Origin of the sequence: Saccharomonospora xinjiangensis XJ-54 (assembly GCF_000258175.1) — a bacterium.
Classification (GTDB): Bacteria; Actinomycetota; Actinomycetes; order Mycobacteriales; family Pseudonocardiaceae; genus Saccharomonospora; species Saccharomonospora xinjiangensis.
The window spans coordinates 4506672-4521274 of record NZ_JH636049.1 but is presented as its reverse complement, the minus strand read 5'-3'; the positions used below and the strand labels follow the sequence as shown (position 1 = coordinate 4521274).

General features: G+C 70.0%; 15 protein-coding genes. 9 read left to right on the top strand and 6 right to left on the bottom strand.

The genetic code is table 11. The features are described from left to right. Window positions 1-11: 11 nt before the first annotated feature. The 8 genes from SACXIDRAFT_RS20515 (at window position 12) to SACXIDRAFT_RS20480 (ending at window position 6994) form a co-directional block, all read left to right on the top strand. Window positions 12-1085: a coiled-coil domain-containing protein gene (locus SACXIDRAFT_RS20515; protein WP_232285354.1), complete on the top strand. Its 1074-nt coding sequence runs from the start codon at window positions 12-14 to the stop codon at window positions 1083-1085. A gap of 4 nt (window positions 1086-1089) precedes the next feature. Continuing rightward, window positions 1090-1785, top strand: coding sequence for a hypothetical protein (locus tag SACXIDRAFT_RS20510; protein WP_050986967.1), 696 nt, complete (start codon window positions 1090-1092; stop codon window positions 1783-1785). A 149-nt stretch (window positions 1786-1934) separates the two neighbouring features. Continuing rightward, complete coding sequence (locus tag SACXIDRAFT_RS20505) at window positions 1935-3113, top strand: metallophosphoesterase family protein (RefSeq protein WP_006240597.1); 1179 nt, start codon at window positions 1935-1937, stop codon at window positions 3111-3113. Window positions 3114-3416: 303 nt separating this feature from the next. Then, window positions 3417-4370 (top strand): glycoside hydrolase family 191 protein, encoded by a 954-nt coding sequence (locus SACXIDRAFT_RS20500; RefSeq protein ID WP_157599696.1) that lies wholly within the window; start codon window positions 3417-3419, stop codon window positions 4368-4370. Window positions 4371-4551: 181 nt separating this feature from the next. Further along, on the top strand, window positions 4552-5055 hold the full coding sequence (locus SACXIDRAFT_RS20495; protein ID WP_006240595.1) for a hypothetical protein: 504 nt from the start codon (window positions 4552-4554) through the stop codon (window positions 5053-5055). 78 nt (window positions 5056-5133) lie between these two features. Beyond that, the gene (locus tag SACXIDRAFT_RS20490) at window positions 5134-5499 is read left to right on the top strand and encodes an ArsR/SmtB family transcription factor (protein WP_006240594.1); all 366 of its coding nucleotides are present in this window, start codon (window positions 5134-5136) and stop codon (window positions 5497-5499) included. After that, window positions 5496-6581, top strand: a complete 1086-nt coding sequence (gene arsB, locus SACXIDRAFT_RS20485) for an ACR3 family arsenite efflux transporter (RefSeq protein ID WP_006240593.1) — start codon at window positions 5496-5498, stop codon at window positions 6579-6581. Before SACXIDRAFT_RS20490 ends, arsB begins: the two co-directional genes overlap by 4 nt. A 2-nt stretch (window positions 6582-6583) precedes the next feature. Beyond that, window positions 6584-6994 (top strand): arsenate reductase ArsC, encoded by a 411-nt coding sequence (locus SACXIDRAFT_RS20480; RefSeq protein WP_006240592.1) that lies wholly within the window; start codon window positions 6584-6586, stop codon window positions 6992-6994. A 261-nt stretch (window positions 6995-7255) separates the two neighbouring features. On the opposite strand, the gene SACXIDRAFT_RS20475 is transcribed toward SACXIDRAFT_RS20480, so the two are convergent. Beyond that, window positions 7256-7846, bottom strand: coding sequence for a CueP family metal-binding protein (locus SACXIDRAFT_RS20475; protein ID WP_232285353.1), 591 nt, complete (start codon window positions 7844-7846; stop codon window positions 7256-7258). Window positions 7847-8053: 207 nt separating this feature from the next. Between SACXIDRAFT_RS20475 and SACXIDRAFT_RS20470 the strand changes: the two genes are divergently transcribed. Then, window positions 8054-10063, top strand: coding sequence for a heavy metal translocating P-type ATPase (locus SACXIDRAFT_RS20470; protein WP_006240590.1), 2010 nt, complete (start codon window positions 8054-8056; stop codon window positions 10061-10063). Between the two features lie 75 nt (window positions 10064-10138). On the opposite strand, the gene SACXIDRAFT_RS23400 is transcribed toward SACXIDRAFT_RS20470, so the two are convergent. The 5 genes from SACXIDRAFT_RS23400 to SACXIDRAFT_RS20445 form a co-directional block, all read right to left on the bottom strand. Further along, window positions 10139-10753 carry a hypothetical protein gene (locus SACXIDRAFT_RS23400; RefSeq protein WP_006240589.1) on the bottom strand — a complete coding sequence of 205 codons (615 nt, stop codon included), beginning with the start codon at window positions 10751-10753 and terminating at the stop codon, window positions 10139-10141. A gap of 124 nt (window positions 10754-10877) precedes the next feature. After that, entirely contained in the window at window positions 10878-11357 is a 480-nt protein-coding gene (locus SACXIDRAFT_RS20460; RefSeq protein WP_006240588.1) for a peroxiredoxin, read from the bottom strand. Window positions 11358-11377: 20 nt separating this feature from the next. Then, a complete protein-coding gene (locus SACXIDRAFT_RS20455) occupies window positions 11378-12208 on the bottom strand; it encodes a bifunctional allantoicase/(S)-ureidoglycine aminohydrolase (protein WP_006240587.1) in 831 nt (276 codons plus the stop codon). A gap of 32 nt (window positions 12209-12240) precedes the next feature. After that, the gene (gene allB / locus SACXIDRAFT_RS20450) at window positions 12241-13581 is read right to left on the bottom strand and encodes an allantoinase AllB (protein ID WP_006240586.1); all 1341 of its coding nucleotides are present in this window, start codon (window positions 13579-13581) and stop codon (window positions 12241-12243) included. A gap of 53 nt (window positions 13582-13634) precedes the next feature. Then, window positions 13635-14603, bottom strand: a 969-nt coding sequence (locus SACXIDRAFT_RS20445; RefSeq protein WP_006240585.1) for a glycerate kinase, incomplete at its 5' end; no start/stop codon positions are given.

Below are 14603 nucleotides of genomic sequence, written 5' to 3'. Positions count from 1 at the left end.
AGACTGAGCGGGTGGCAGAGGAGCTGACGGAGCAGACCGACCCCGGAACGGCCCGCGAGGACAGCACGCGGGGAGTGTGCGCGCTCGACGGATGTGACAACCCGTTGCCGCTACCGGCCGTGGACGAGAACGGGCGACGCAAAGGCGGAAGGCCATCGTCCTACTGCTGCAAACCCCACGCCGACACCGCGTCCCGCCAACGCCGCGCCGCCCGCACGGCCGCCGTGGTCGAGCCACTCGTGGAACTGCGCGCGGCGGCCGAGGCGTTCGCGGGCGCGTCGGCTCCCCTGCTGTCGGCGCTGACCGACATGCGACAGCAGCTCACCAGCGCCGAAGACCACGCACTGGCGCAGGTGCGGCACGCCGAGGAGCAGGCGCTGACCGCCCGCGCCGACGCCGAGGAAGCCCAGCAGCGCGCCGACGCCGCCGAACGCGACAGGGACCGTGCGCTCGCCAAGGCACGCGACCACAACGCGGCACGCGAGGAGGCCGAACTCGCCGCCCAGCACGCCAGAGCCGAGGCCGAGTCGGTGAAAACCCAGGCGTGGGCGGCCATCGCCGAGCACGAACGCGCACGGGGAGCCGCCGAATCCGCGGCCGACGCCGCGACCAGGGCCCGTGACGCGCTGGCCGCCGAGCTGGACCGAACCCGGCAGGCACTGAACACCGCCCGGTCCGAACGCGACGACCTCGCCGACCGCCTCGACCGCGTGCGAGTCGAACTGCACGAGCTGACCGCGGCGCACTCGGCGGCCACGGAACGCCTCACCGCCGCCACCACACACAACAACGCCCTCAGCGCGGCACTGGACCAGACCAGAGCCGACCTCACCGCAGCCCGCGACGACGCCGCGACACTGCGCGCCGACCTCGACGCCGCCCGCGACCAGCTCGCCTCCGAGCGCACGGCACGCGGCCTGGCCGAAGCCAGGGCGACCACGGCGGAAGCCGTCGCCACGGACAGGCAGAACCGCATCGCCGACCTCACCGACCAGCTCCGGCAGGCCAACACCCGGCTCGACCGCGTCCTGAGCGAACGACCCGCACGCCCTGCCCCCGAGGCACCCACCGAACCGCAGCGGTGACAACGTGATCCCGCAGGAGCACGCCGTGGACCTCGACGGCATCGACTGGGCGGCGATCCCCGGCCATCCGGGCTTCTACCGGCCCGAGCACGCCGAGGAAGGGCTGCGGCTGCTGACATCGGCGACAACGGACGCCGATGTCAGGGCGGCCACCGCGATGCTCACCGGCGGCGGTCTCATCCACGGCCACAGCGCCGCCGTCCTGCCCTCGGCCGCCGTCGCCGCACCGATCCTCGCGGCCGTCGCCGAGCACGGCATCCCCCTCGCGAGAGCGACGGCGGTGAGCCTGCTCGACGACGCGCTGACCCTCCTACCGCACGCCGGATTCGGCCGCACCGCCCAGGGCGTGCCCCTGTGCTGCGCGATCGCCGACTCCGCGCGTCACCACACCACCGCGCTCGCCCGCAACGGCCACAGGGACCTGCTCACCGAGATCGACCGGCACTGGCGGGTGGTCGTGACCGCCTCCGCCCCGCACGACCCGATACTCCTCGGCAACCTGACCGGCGCCCCACCCCCACAGCCGGCGCAGGCCGAGATCGTGCACGACGGCGCACCCGCCCGCGTGGTGACCGTCGCGGTGGACATCCCGCCGCCACACCGCGGCGGTGAGGCACTGCTGCGCGTCCCCGCTTCGGCGACCGCGATTCCCACCCGCGCACTCCTCGTTCCCGCCGCCTGCGGGAACGCCGTGCACTGACCCGCACCCAGCCACGGTGTCGGGCTGGCCGCACCCGAAGGCCGACACCGGCTCGTCCTCGACTCGCCGCCCTGCGTTCACGGCACGACCACCCCGATCGACGATCGTCGGAGCCCGCGGAATCCGAGAGAATCGAGGAGAGTGCGGACATGACAGCACAAGCGGGCGGCGGGATCGGCCGACGAGGCGCCCTCAGAGCGGGAGGGGTGGGAGCACTGGCCCTGACCCTGGGTTCCGGGCTCGCCGGAGGGCACTCCGCCGAAGCCACGCCACAGGGCAACTCCCGCCTGCGGTTCCGGCAGGACGGCGGCTTCACCATCGTGCAGTTCAACGACACCCAGGACGACCACCGCACCGATCGGCGCACCATCGAGCTGATGGAACACGTCCTCGACAGCGAGCGCCCCGACCTCGTCGTACTCGTGGGCGACAACATCAACGGCGGCCCCGCCAACGCCACGCAGGTGTATCAGGCGCTGAACAACATCATCCAGCCGATGGAGCGCCGCCGGATCCCGTGGGCGGCCACGTTCGGCAACCACGACGAGGACTCCACCGCCCGCACCGGTGTCGATGAGAGCGACATGCTGCGGTTCTTCCGCCGCTACCCGCACAACGTCAATCCCGCGGGCGCGCGCGAGATCACCGGAACGGGCAACACGAACCTGCTGATCCGCAGCGCCCGGAACGGCAAACCCGCGTTCAACGTGTGGCTGCTGGACAGCGGACGGTACGCGCCGGAGCGGATCGCGGGCCAGGACTTCACCGGCTACCCCACCTGGGACTGGTTGCGCGCCGACCAGGTCCGCTGGTACCTGGACACCTCCGAAGCCCTCGAACGCCGCTACGGCGCGCCGGTGCCGAGCCTGATGTTCCAGCACATCTGCCTGTGGGAGCACCGCTACATGTGGTTCGCCAGCGTGGACAGCCGCACGGAGGCCGACCACGCCCGCGCCGTGGCCAAGCACTCGATCGTGGGTGAGCGCAACGAGGACGAATGCCCAGGGCCGTTCAACTCCGGCATGTTCTCCGCCATCCAGCACCGAGGCGACGTGCGGGGCGTGTTCGTCGGACACGACCACATCAACACCTACGTCGGCGACTACTACGGTGTGCTCCTCGGCTACGGCCCCGGCACCGGTTTCGGCACCTACGGACTCGGCGGCGCCGACAAGCACCGCCTTCGCGGCGCGCGAGTGTTCAAACTCGACGAAGGCACCGACGGGGTGCTCACCGACACCTACACCGTCTTCGCCAAGGACTACGGCATCGACCTGTCCGTGACCGACCAGAGCATGGACCCGCTGCCGCTGCCCGACTGGAGCTAGGCATCCACTGAAGTTCCCTGCCCGGCGGGATCGTGGTGTGGTCGGCGATGAGGTCAGCGGCAGGGAACCGAGGCCGGGCCTCGACAAGAGAACCGAGGCCGGGCCTCGACAAGGGAACCGAGGCCGGGCCTCGACGTGACCGCGGTGGCGATGGTGGCTTCGGGGCCCCGGCCTCCCGCAACGCCGGCGGACGAGCGGCATGCGACCGCGGGTCGCATGCCGAGCTCACGCGCCATTCAGTGCTCCGAACCCCCCTCCGCCTCGCTCGCTAGAATTCCGGCGGCCGAACCTGGGGGTTTCTCGATGCCGCGTCTCACCACTGTCCACCGCCGAGTGGCGGCACTGGCCGCTGTCGTTCTGCTCCTCACCGCGTGCGGTTCCGCACCTGCCACGCCCCTCAACCGAACGCACAGCACAGCAGACGCGGGCACAGGCATTCCGCCGACACCGTCGATGGCGTATCAGCTCCAGGGCTACCCCGGCGGCGGGCTCGACGCGCTCACCGCCGCACCGCACGACGTGGCCGTGATCGACCTCGCTCGCGACGGTGTGGACGGCTACTTCACCGCCCACGAGATCACCCGGCTGCGGGCCTCGGGCAAGACCGTGCTGGCCTACTTCGAGATCGGCTCGATCGAGGACTTCCGCCCCGAGTTCGACCGCATCCGCGACGAGCAGGCCGATCTCCTGCTCAACGACGTGCCGTCGTGGCCGGGCGAGTACTTCGTGCGCTACTGGGACGCCCGCTGGTGGGACGACACCGTGCTCCCCCGGCTGGAGCGCGCGATGGACGCCGGTTTCGACGGCGTCTACCTCGACACCCTCATCGCCTACGAGCAGATCGACCTGGCGCTGGTGCCCGGCAGGACACGCGACGACCTCGGCCGCGCCATGGCCGCCCTCGTCACGAAGGTCAGCGAGCACGCGAAGAGCCGGCGGACCGAGTTTCTCGTGTTCCCGCAGAACGCTCCCGAACTGCGGCTCACCGACGGCTACACCGCCGCCATCGACGGCATCGGCATGGAGGACCTGTTCTTCCTCGACACCGACCGCCCCTGCGAGGAGGACTACTGCGCCGAGAACCTCGGCCACGTCCGCGCGCTGCGCGACGCCGGCAAGACGGTGCTCGCGGTGGATTACGCCATCGAACCGGCCAACGTCGAGCAGGCGTGCCGCCGCCATCGGGAAGAAGGTTTCGGCGGAACGGTCACGACGGTGGACCTCGACGCGCCAGCAGCACCCTGCCCCGCGGGGTGAGCACACCGCCCCACCCTGCTGGACGATCCGGACCGGCGTTCGGATCATCGAACCGGCGGCAAGGGTGGTCGCCCTCCCGCCGCAGTCGAGCCGGACACGACAACGTGCCGGCGGAGTCGCGTCACACCGATCTTCTCCGCGACGGCACCCGCCAGGGGCGAACACGGCCTAGAGTCGGCGCGTGCACTGCGATGACGAGGAGTTCGAGCAACTCCGTCTGCTGGACCGGTTGCGGCGGGACAATCCGGTGCTCACAGCGTGGCTGACGCGGCACAGCAACGCCTTCCCCGCGTGGACGTCGCGCCACAAAGGAGTGTGGGACTTCAGCCTCGACTCGCTCGACCGCCTGGAAACACTCGTTCGCGCCGCCTACCCCGGATACGACGAGGCCCGCGACGGCGAGGACGGCGACCTGCTCCCCGTCGCGGCCTGGTACCTCGGCGAGGTACACAACCGCCACTTCGGCACCTCCTGGCAGTACCACCCGGACTCCCCCACCGCCGCAGGACCCCGCATCCGGCCGTTCGTGATGCCACCGTGGGAGAGGATCTTCGACTACGAGGACGAGGACGGCATCGAAGACGACGCAAGGCCGATGTTCACACCGATGGAAGCCCTGTACCGGCTGTTCGTGCCCGGCACACCACCGCTGCGGGATGGCTCGCCGTACGAGCCGACGGCCTGACCGCAGGCACCATGTCGCTCGACACATCCCCGCCCGCACACTTGCACCGAGCAACTCGACAGCCATCTAATTAGATCCATGTCGAAACAACAGGGTCCGGTGGTGGACCTCGGGGACCTGTGCGCGACGCGCGTGACACGCGAACCGCTCACCGAAGAGCAAGCCGATGACCTCGCCTCGGCGTTCAAAGCGCTAGGGGACCCGGTGCGGTTGCGGCTGCTGTCACTGATCGCCTCCCACGCCGACGGCGAGGCATGCGTGTGCGACCTCACAGGCGCGTTCGAGCTGTCAGCACCGACGATCTCGCACCACCTCAAGGTGCTTCGCGAATCCGGCCTCGTCGAAAGCGAGCGCCGCGGAACCTGGATCTATTACCGGGTGCGACCCGAAGCCTTGCGGTCACTGTCGGAGTCACTGATGCCCGTGGCGGGGGTGCCGGCATGACACAGGTGAACGAACACGCCGTGGCGGCGCGAATGCCGACGCTGGACCGCCTTCTGCCCGTGTGGATCGGCGCGGCCATGGTGACCGGGCTGCTCGCGGGGCGCTGGATCCCCGGCCTCGGGACAGCCCTGGACGCGGTCCAGGTAGACGGGGTGTCCCTGCCCATTGCGCTGGGTTTGCTGGTGATGATGTATCCGGTGCTGGCCAAGGTCCGCTACGACCGCCTCGACACCGTCACCGGAGACAGGCGCCTCATGGTGGCGTCGCTCGTGCTGAACTGGGTACTGGGCCCAGCGTTGATGTTCGCGCTGGCCTGGATCTTCCTGCCCGACCTTCCCGAGTTCCGCACCGGGCTGATCATCGTCGGCCTCGCCCGCTGCATCGCGATGGTGGTGATCTGGAACGACCTGGCCTGCGGCGATCGCGAGGCCGCCGCCGTGCTCATCGCCCTCAACTCGATCTTCCAGGTGATCGCGTTCGCCGTGCTCGGCTGGTTCTACCTCTCGGTGCTGCCCGGCTGGCTCGGCCTCCCACAAACCGGCCTGGACACCTCGGCGTGGGAGATCGCCAAGAACGTCCTGATCTTCCTCGGCATCCCGCTCGTCGCGGGCTACCTCACCCGCAAACTCGGCGAGCGGGCCAAAGGCCGCGACTGGTACGAGTCCAGGTTCCTGCCCAAGATCGGCCCCGTCGCCCTCTACGGCCTGCTGTTCACCATCGTGATCCTGTTCGCGCTCCAAGGTGAGGCCATCACCAGCAGACCACTGGACGTCGCGCGGATCGCGCTGCCGCTGCTGGCGTACTTCACGGTGATGTGGGCCGGTTCGTTCGCTTTCGGCAAGGCCATCGGCCTGTCCTACCCACGGACGGTGACACTGTCCTTCACCGCGGCGGGCAACAACTTCGAACTCGCCATCGCCGTGGCCATCGCCACCTTCGGCGTCACGAGCGGACAGGCCCTCGCCGGGGTCGTCGGCCCCCTCATCGAAGTCCCCATCCTCGTCGCGCTCGTCTATGTCAGCCTCCGCCTGCGCGCACGCTGGACAGCACACAACCCGAGCCCCTCCCCGACCAAGGAGTGATCATGACCCCGATTCCCGAGGTGTTGTTCGTCTGCGTCCACAACGCGGGCCGCTCCCAGATGGCCGCCGCGCTGCTGCACCACCACGCCAAGGGGCGCGTCCAAGTGCGCTCGGCCGGCTCTCAGCCCGCCGACCGGCTCAACCCCGCCGTAGTGGAGGTGATGGCCGAACTCGGCCTCGACCTGTCACAGGAGTTCCCGAAACCGCTGACCACCGAGGCCGTGCGGGCCGCCGACGTGGTGATCACCATGGGCTGTGGCGACACCTGCCCGATCTTCCCTGGCAAGCGCTACCTCGACTGGGCACTCGACGACCCGGCGGGCAAGCCCGTCGAGCAGGTGCGGCCCATCCGCGACGAAATCGACCGCCGCGTGCGGGGGCTTCTCGCCGAACTCCTCGACGAGAAGGCCTGACACCGCGCCAGAAGCCGCCACACCCCTGGGCGTCCCAGCGACACCGCGCAGGGTGGCGGGAAGAAGGAAAGGTCAGGACGGCAGCCGGTGACGAGGATGACCGTGTCACCCCACCCACCGGCGCCGTCCGGCCGGATCAGGCGGTTCTCGCCGACGGCCTCCACCACGAAACCGCCGACGTGAACCGCACGAACCCACTGCCCCGGTGCGGAAACCCGCACAGGGCCCCCAGAACAGCCGAGCACGGTCGATCCGGCGCGCTCAGCCCTCCGTGAGCCGAAGCGTGGTCAAACAGGTCGCACCGTCCTCCGTCGTGGAGAAAGCACTTCGGCCGGTGAGGTCGCCATAGGCGACCTCGATACTGCCGTTCACACCCCGAGGCAGCCAGAAACCGACGAAACCGTTGTCGAACGTGGTGGTCCGCTCCTCGACGAGCACCTCACCCGTCACGTCGTCCACGGCCCTGACCCGCACCTCCTTGCCTGCCAGCTCACCACGACAGGTCGTCAACGAGTGGTAGACGCAGTCGTGGGTGCGATCGACATACGGCGCGACAGACAGGTAGAACCGGTCCTCACCGAGCGGCACCCTGACCTCCCGCACCCCATCGGCGAGCACAACGTGATCGGCGCGAACGGAGGCCACCAGATCAGCAGAACGCCGCGCCACCGGCACCCGATCGAGATGATCGACGATCTGCTTGCCGTCCATGCCGTCGAGACCGAAATCCGCGAGCAACGTACTACCGCCCGCAGTGGAGGCGGATTCGCCCTGCGACGTCCGGGACGACTCGGGCCCCGCGACCGAACACCCGGTGAGCAGCAGCAGAACCACCACACCCAAAGCGATCATGTTTCGTTTCACCCTGCCCACCTTGCCCCATGCCGTGCCCCACCGACTCCGGGAGGACCCCCCGCAACCCCGCACCACTCGCGGCACAGCACAGCGCCTGCAAGCATCGAGGGACATGGCCGGACAACCCGGGAATCCACGAACGACGGGAACACCCAACCGACCCCGGCCCACCACGCAGGACAGCCGGGTGATCAAGGACCCGACATGAACCACACCGACCACACCGACCACGTCGCCCTCTTCCGGCGACTGTTCTGGCTCAACCTCGCACTCGCTGTGCCGACCGTGCTGCTCAGCGGCATGTTCGCGGACCTGCTCGGCTACACACTGCCGGACCTGCCCGGACTGACGTGGATCTCCCCGATCCTCGGCACCGTCATCTACCTCTGGGGCGGCAGACCGTTCCTCACCGGAGCGATCAACGAGATCAAAGCCCGCGAACCCGGCATGATGCTGCTCATCGGCATGGCGATCACCGTCGCCTTCCTCGCCTCCTGGGGCGCCACCTCCGGCCTGCTGTCCCCCGAACTCGACTTCTGGTGGGAACTCGCCCTCCTCGTCGTCATCATGCTGCTGGGCCACTGGCTCGAAATGCGCTCACTCGCGAAAACCTCCTCCGCACTGGACACCCTCGCGGCACTCCTCCCCGACGAAGCCGAGAAGATCCACGACAACCAGGTGAGCACGGTTCCCGTCGCCGATCTCCAAGTCGGCGACACCGTGATCATCCGCCCCGGAGGCCGCGTGCCGGCCGACGGAGACATCACCCAGGGAACCGCCGCCCTCGACGAATCGATGATCACCGGCGAGTCCCGGCCGGTCACCCGGCACGAAGGCGATCATGTCGTGGCAGGCACTGTCGCCACCGACAACGCCCTGCGCATACGCGTCAGCGCCATCGGCGACGACACCGCACTCGCAGGCATCCAACGCCTCGTCGCCGAAGCACAGTCCTCGACCACCCGTGCACAACTGCTGGCCGACAGAGCCGCGGGATGGCTGTTCTGGTTCGCAGTCCTCACCGCCGTCATCACCATCGCGATCTGGACCACGATCGCCACACCCGACTTCGCCGTCGTCCGCACGATCACCGTCCTCGTCATCGCCTGCCCCCACGCCCTCGGCCTCGCCATCCCACTCGTGGTCTCCATCTCCACCGAACGCGCCGCACTCGCCGGAGTACTCGTCAAGGACCGCGCCGCACTCGAACGCACCCGCACCGTGGACACCGTGCTGTTCGACAAGACCGGCACCCTCACCAGAGGCACACCGGTGCTCACCGACGTCACCAGCACGCACGACCACAGCGACGACCACCTGCTCGCCATGGCTGCGGCAGCGGAGTCCGACAGCGAACACCCACTCGCCAGAGCCGTCGTCACCGCCGCCCGGCGACGACACCTCCGCGTGCCAGCCGCCTCCGACTTCCGCGCCTCCGCAGCCGTCGGCGTCACCGCGACCGTGGAAGGACACACGGTCGCCGTCGGCGGTCCCGCACTGCTCACCGAGCACGGCCACCAACCGCTGCCCGCGACCCTGCCGTGGACCGAGGCAGGCACCACCGTGCTGCACGTCCTCATCGACGGCCGCATCGCGGGCGCACTCGCGCTGGCCGACGAAATCCGCCCCGAGTCCCGCGAGGCCGTAGACGCCCTGCACGCACTCGGCATCCAGGTCGTCATGATCACCGGCGATGCCCAGTCCGTCGCCGAAGCCGTGGCAGCCGAACTCGGCATCGACCAGGTCTTCGCCCAAGTACGCCCCGAACACAAGAGCGAGAAGGTCGTGCGACTCCAACGCCAGAACCGGATCGTGGCCATGGTCGGCGACGGCGTCAACGACGCCCCCGCTCTCGCTCAAGCCGACGTGGGCATCGCCATCGGAGCAGGCACCGACGTCGCCATCGCCTCAGCCGGTGTCATCCTCGCCTCCGACGACCCCCGCTCGGTGCTGTCAGTCATCCAGCTCTCCCGCGCCGGGTATCGCAAGATGAAGCAAAACCTCTGGTGGGCGGCCGGATACAACATCGCCGCCATCCCACTCGCCGCCGGAATCCTCGCCTCGATCGGATTCGTCCTGCCCATGGAGATCGGCGCTGTGCTCATGTCGGCCTCCACCATCGTCGTCGCGGCCAACGCCCAACTCCTGCGCCGTCTCGACCTGACACCGCAGACCACGACCGCCGCCGCACACGCAGCGGTCCGGGCCGCCTGACCCCGGCACAACGGCGGGCCATGCCACCACCGCCTCGCCGGGGTAGCCGTGATCAGGTATGCGCCTCGCGGCTGACTACACCCCGCAGCCGCCGGTGTCGCCGATGCCGCCGGTCCCGTCCGTATCGTCCGTATCGTCTCTGTCGCCTTTATCGCCTTTATCGCCTTTGTGGTCTCTGTCGTCGGTGTCCCGTCCCGGAGGCGGCAGCACCAACCGCGCCACGACGGCATCGGCGATCAGCTCCGCCCTCTCCGGCGGGAGCCCTCGCGCAACGGCCTCGGCCACCACCCGCCGGCGCACCTCGGCCAACTGCTCCGAAGTCAACGGCGGCACCTCCACGAGGGCGGCCCGCCCCTTCCGGAACACCCGGCGCGCCAGGCGCCTCACCCTGCCGGACACGCTGTCCACCGCACCACCGACGATCTTGGCGGCGATCTCGTCCAGGACGAGCCACACGACAGGGGTCACCAGCACCACCACGTCACCGAGCCCGAAACCCAATGGTTCTCTGCGCGCCCCGCCGCGCCGGAGCCGCCGCACCACGACGGCATCGTCGAACCGGAACAGTCCGTCCACGACGGGAAGTTCGTGGACGGCGACCTCGGTGACCACGTCCCGGACGACGGTCCGGATCGGCACCTTCCGTGCTGCCGGGCGACGGCCCTCGGACGACGTCGATTCCAGTGCCATGCACTCCCCCCACCGTCAGGCTCTCTCGCTTCGGTGCGATGGACGGTATCCGGAAGGGGTCTCTTGGGCCAGGCACCGATGGCTTACGCCGCTTAAGCCCGACCGTATAGAGCGTTATACATCGTTATGTGGTGGAGAGACCGAGGAGTTGACGCAGCCACGCGACATGGCCGCGAGCCGTGACGTCGTAATGGGCGTGCTCGACCACTCCTTCCTCGTCGAGCACGAACGTCGATCGCACCGGCCCCACCACCGTCGCGCCGTCCACGCGCTTCTCCTCCCACGCTCCGTATCGCCGGTGAACCGCCCCGTCCTCGTCCGCCAGCAGCGGGTAGCTCAAGCCCTCCTCCCGCGACCACTCCCCCAACCGCTCTGGCGAGTCCGGCGAGACACCGACGACCACGTAACCGGCCCCCCGCAGGAACATCAGGTTGTCCCGGAAATCGCACGCCTGGGTCGTGCACCCGGGCGTGCCCGCCGCGGGGTAGAAGTAGAGGATCACCCTGGAGCCGCGCACGCTGCCGAGGGTCACCCGCTTCCTGTTCTGATCCGGCAGCGAGAAATCCGGTGCCACCTCGCCCGGCCGAAGCCATCCCCGTGCCATGTCCACGTTCTCCTTCCCGGTCACAGTCCCGGCCGCCACAACGTCGCGTGGCGGTTGACGTCCTTGTAGAGCAGGTAGCGGAAACGTCCCGGCCCGCCCGCGTAACAGGCTTGCGGGCAGAACGCGCGCAACCACATGAAGTCGCCCTCCCGCACCTCGATCCAGTCCTTGTTGAGCAGGTAGACGCCCTTGCCCTCCAGCACGTACAGGCCGTGCTCCATCACGTGCGTCTCGGGGAACGGGATGGAGCCGCCCGGCTCGAACGTCACGATGTTGACGTGCATGTCGTGGCGGACGTCCGCGGGATCGACGAACCGGGTGGTGGCCCACGCGCCGTCCGTGCCCGGCATCGCGACCGGCTCGACGTCCCGCTCGTTGGTGACGAACGACTGCGGCGTCTCGACACCGTCCACCCGCTCGTACGCCTTGCGAATCCAGTGGAACCGGGCAGGGTCGGCACCCCGGTTGCGCAACGTCCACACCAGACCGGGCGGCAGGAACGCATACCCGCCCTCACCGAGGACGTGCTCCCGGCCCTCGATGGTCAGCGCGAGCTCACCACCCACCACGAACAGCACGGCCTCGGCCCCGGCGTCCAGCTCGGGACGATCCGAACCGCCACCCGGCGCGACCTCGACGAGGTACTGCGAGAAGGTCTCCGCGAAACCGGACAGGGGCCTCGCGAGCACCCACAGCCGGGTTCCCTCCCAGAACGGCAGGTAGCTCGTCACGATGTCGGTCATCGTGCCGCGCGGGATCACCGCGTAGGCGTCGGTGAACACGGCACGGTCGGTGGTGAGACCGGTCTGCGGCGGAAGCCCGCCCTCCGGCGTGTAGTAGCGGCCATTCACGGTGTTCTCTCCCATCGTTGTCGGATGCGGGATCAGTCGTCGCCGCGGACCAGCAGGCGACCCCTCGGTGCGGCGTCGAGATCGACCGGTGCACCCCGCAGCCACGTGCGGCGCACCACCCCCTTGAGCCTGCGACCGTCGTACGGGGTGATGGCGTTGCGGTGGTACAGGTTCCGCGCGGCGACGACGAACTCCTCCTCGGGCGCGAAGACACAGAGATCGGCGTCGTAGCCCGGCGCGATGCGGCCCTTGCGGCGCAGTCCCGCCAGCTCCGAGGGTGCCTGCGCCATCCACCGCACCACATCGGCGAGGCCGAACCCGCGCGCCCGCGCCTCCGTCCACACCACGGAAAGCCCGAGCTGCAACGACGAGATCCCGCCCCACGCGGTACCGAAGTCTCCCGTGTCGAGGTGCTTGAGGTCGGGGGTGCTCGGCGAGTGGTCACTGACGACGAGATCGATGACCCCCTCCCCCAGCGCCTCCCACAACCGATCCCGGTTCGCGCGCTCGCGGATCGGCGGGCAGCACTTGTACTCCGTCGCCCCGTCGGGGATCTCCTCGGCGACCAGCGCGAGATAGTGCGGGCACGTCTCCGCGGTGACCCGCACCCCGCCTGCCCGCGCCTCCGCGATGATCGGGACGGCGCCCGCGCTCGACACGTGCAGGATGTGGACGCGGCAGCCGGTGCGCCGGGCCAGTTCCACCACCGTGCGCACCGCGCGGTTCTCCGCCTCCCCCGGTCGCGAGTCGAGGAAACCCCGGTAGTCCGTGCCCGAGCAGGCGGGCGCCCCAGCGATGGCCTCGTGGTCCTCGGCGTGGACGATCAGCAACCCGTCGAACGTGGCGAGTTCCCGCATCGCCGCCTCCACCTGGCCGGTGTCGAGGTGCCCGAACTCGTCCACCCCCGAGTGCAGCAGGAAGCACTTGAACCCGAACACACCCGCGTCGTGCAGTGGACGCAGGCAGGCGAGGTTGCCCGGCACCGCCCCGCCCCAGAAGCCGACGTCCAGGTAGACCCGGTCCGCAGCCGCTGCGAGCTTGACCTCCAACGCGGGGACGTCAACGGTGGGCGGGATGCTGTTGAGCGGCATGTCCACCAGGGTCGTCACCCCTCCGGCGACCGCCGCCCTGGTGGCACTCGGGAAACCCTCCCACTCGGCCCGCCCCGGGTCGTTCACGTGGACGTGGGAGTCCACGAGCCCCGGCAGCAGGACCTCGTCGTCGGCCAACCGCACCTCCTCCGCGCCGGGCACCTCGGCGTCGAAGGGCTCGACGCCGACGATCTCGTCGCCGTGGACGACCACGGCGACGGCTCCTTCTCCGTCCGCGCTCACCATCCGGCGGGCGCGGATCACCAGATCGCGGCCGGTCATGCTGTGTCCCTTCCGTCGTCGCCGGGCCCGTGTCCCGGTCCTTCCTTCACCGATCACCGTGTTCTCGCCGGCCGTCCGGCCAGGTGCTCGGCCGCGATGCGTTCCCCGAGCGACCGCAGCAGCCTTCCGCCCTCCCTGAAACAGACGGAGAGATCGGGTTCGAGGTCGGCCAGCGAGTAGGTCGTGCCGATCCCCACCGCCCTGAGCGAGTCCTCGGGCAGCGTGTTCACCCCGCACACAGCCACCACGTCAATCCCGGCGGCCCTGGCCGCACGCGCCACCCCCACCGGCGCCTTCCCGTGCAGGGTCTGCGCGTCGAGAGCGCCCTCGCCGGTCACGACGAGATCCGCCTCCGCGAGGTGCCTGGCGAACCCGGCGAGGTCGAGGACCAGCTCGATGCCCGGCCGCACGCTCGCGCCGAGCAGAGCGAGGCAGGCGAACCCCACCCCTCCTGCCGCGCCCGCTCCCTGCGCGGCCCGCAGGTCCCGCCCCGTCTCCGCGGCCACCACGTCGGCCCAGCGGGAGAGCGCGGCGTCCAGCCGGGCCACCTGCGCGGCTGTCGCGCCCTTCTGCGGCGCGTACACGGCGGCAGCCCCGTACGGCCCGGTCAGCGGATTGTCCACATCGGAGGCGAGCGTCAGCGAGACTCCGCGCAGCGTCGCGCGGAGCCCGCCGAGCTCGACCGTCGCCACGTCCGCGAGCGCCGCACCGCCGTCGGCGACCTGAGCGCCCTCGGCGTCGAGCAGTCGCGCCCCGAGAGCGCGAAGGAGCCCGGCGCCCCCGTCGGTGGAGGCGCTACCCCCCACCCCGAGGACGATCTCGCGGCACCCCGCCGCGACGGCCGCCGCGACGACCTCACCGGTGCCCCGGCTCGTGGCCCGCATCGGGTCCCGGCGCCCGCCGGGGAGGCGGCCGAGACCCGACACGTCCGCCAGTTCCACGACCGCCACCTCGCCCCGGCGCGCGTAGCGGGTGGACACCGGCAGCCCGGTGGGGCCACACGCGGTCACCGGGACCTCGGT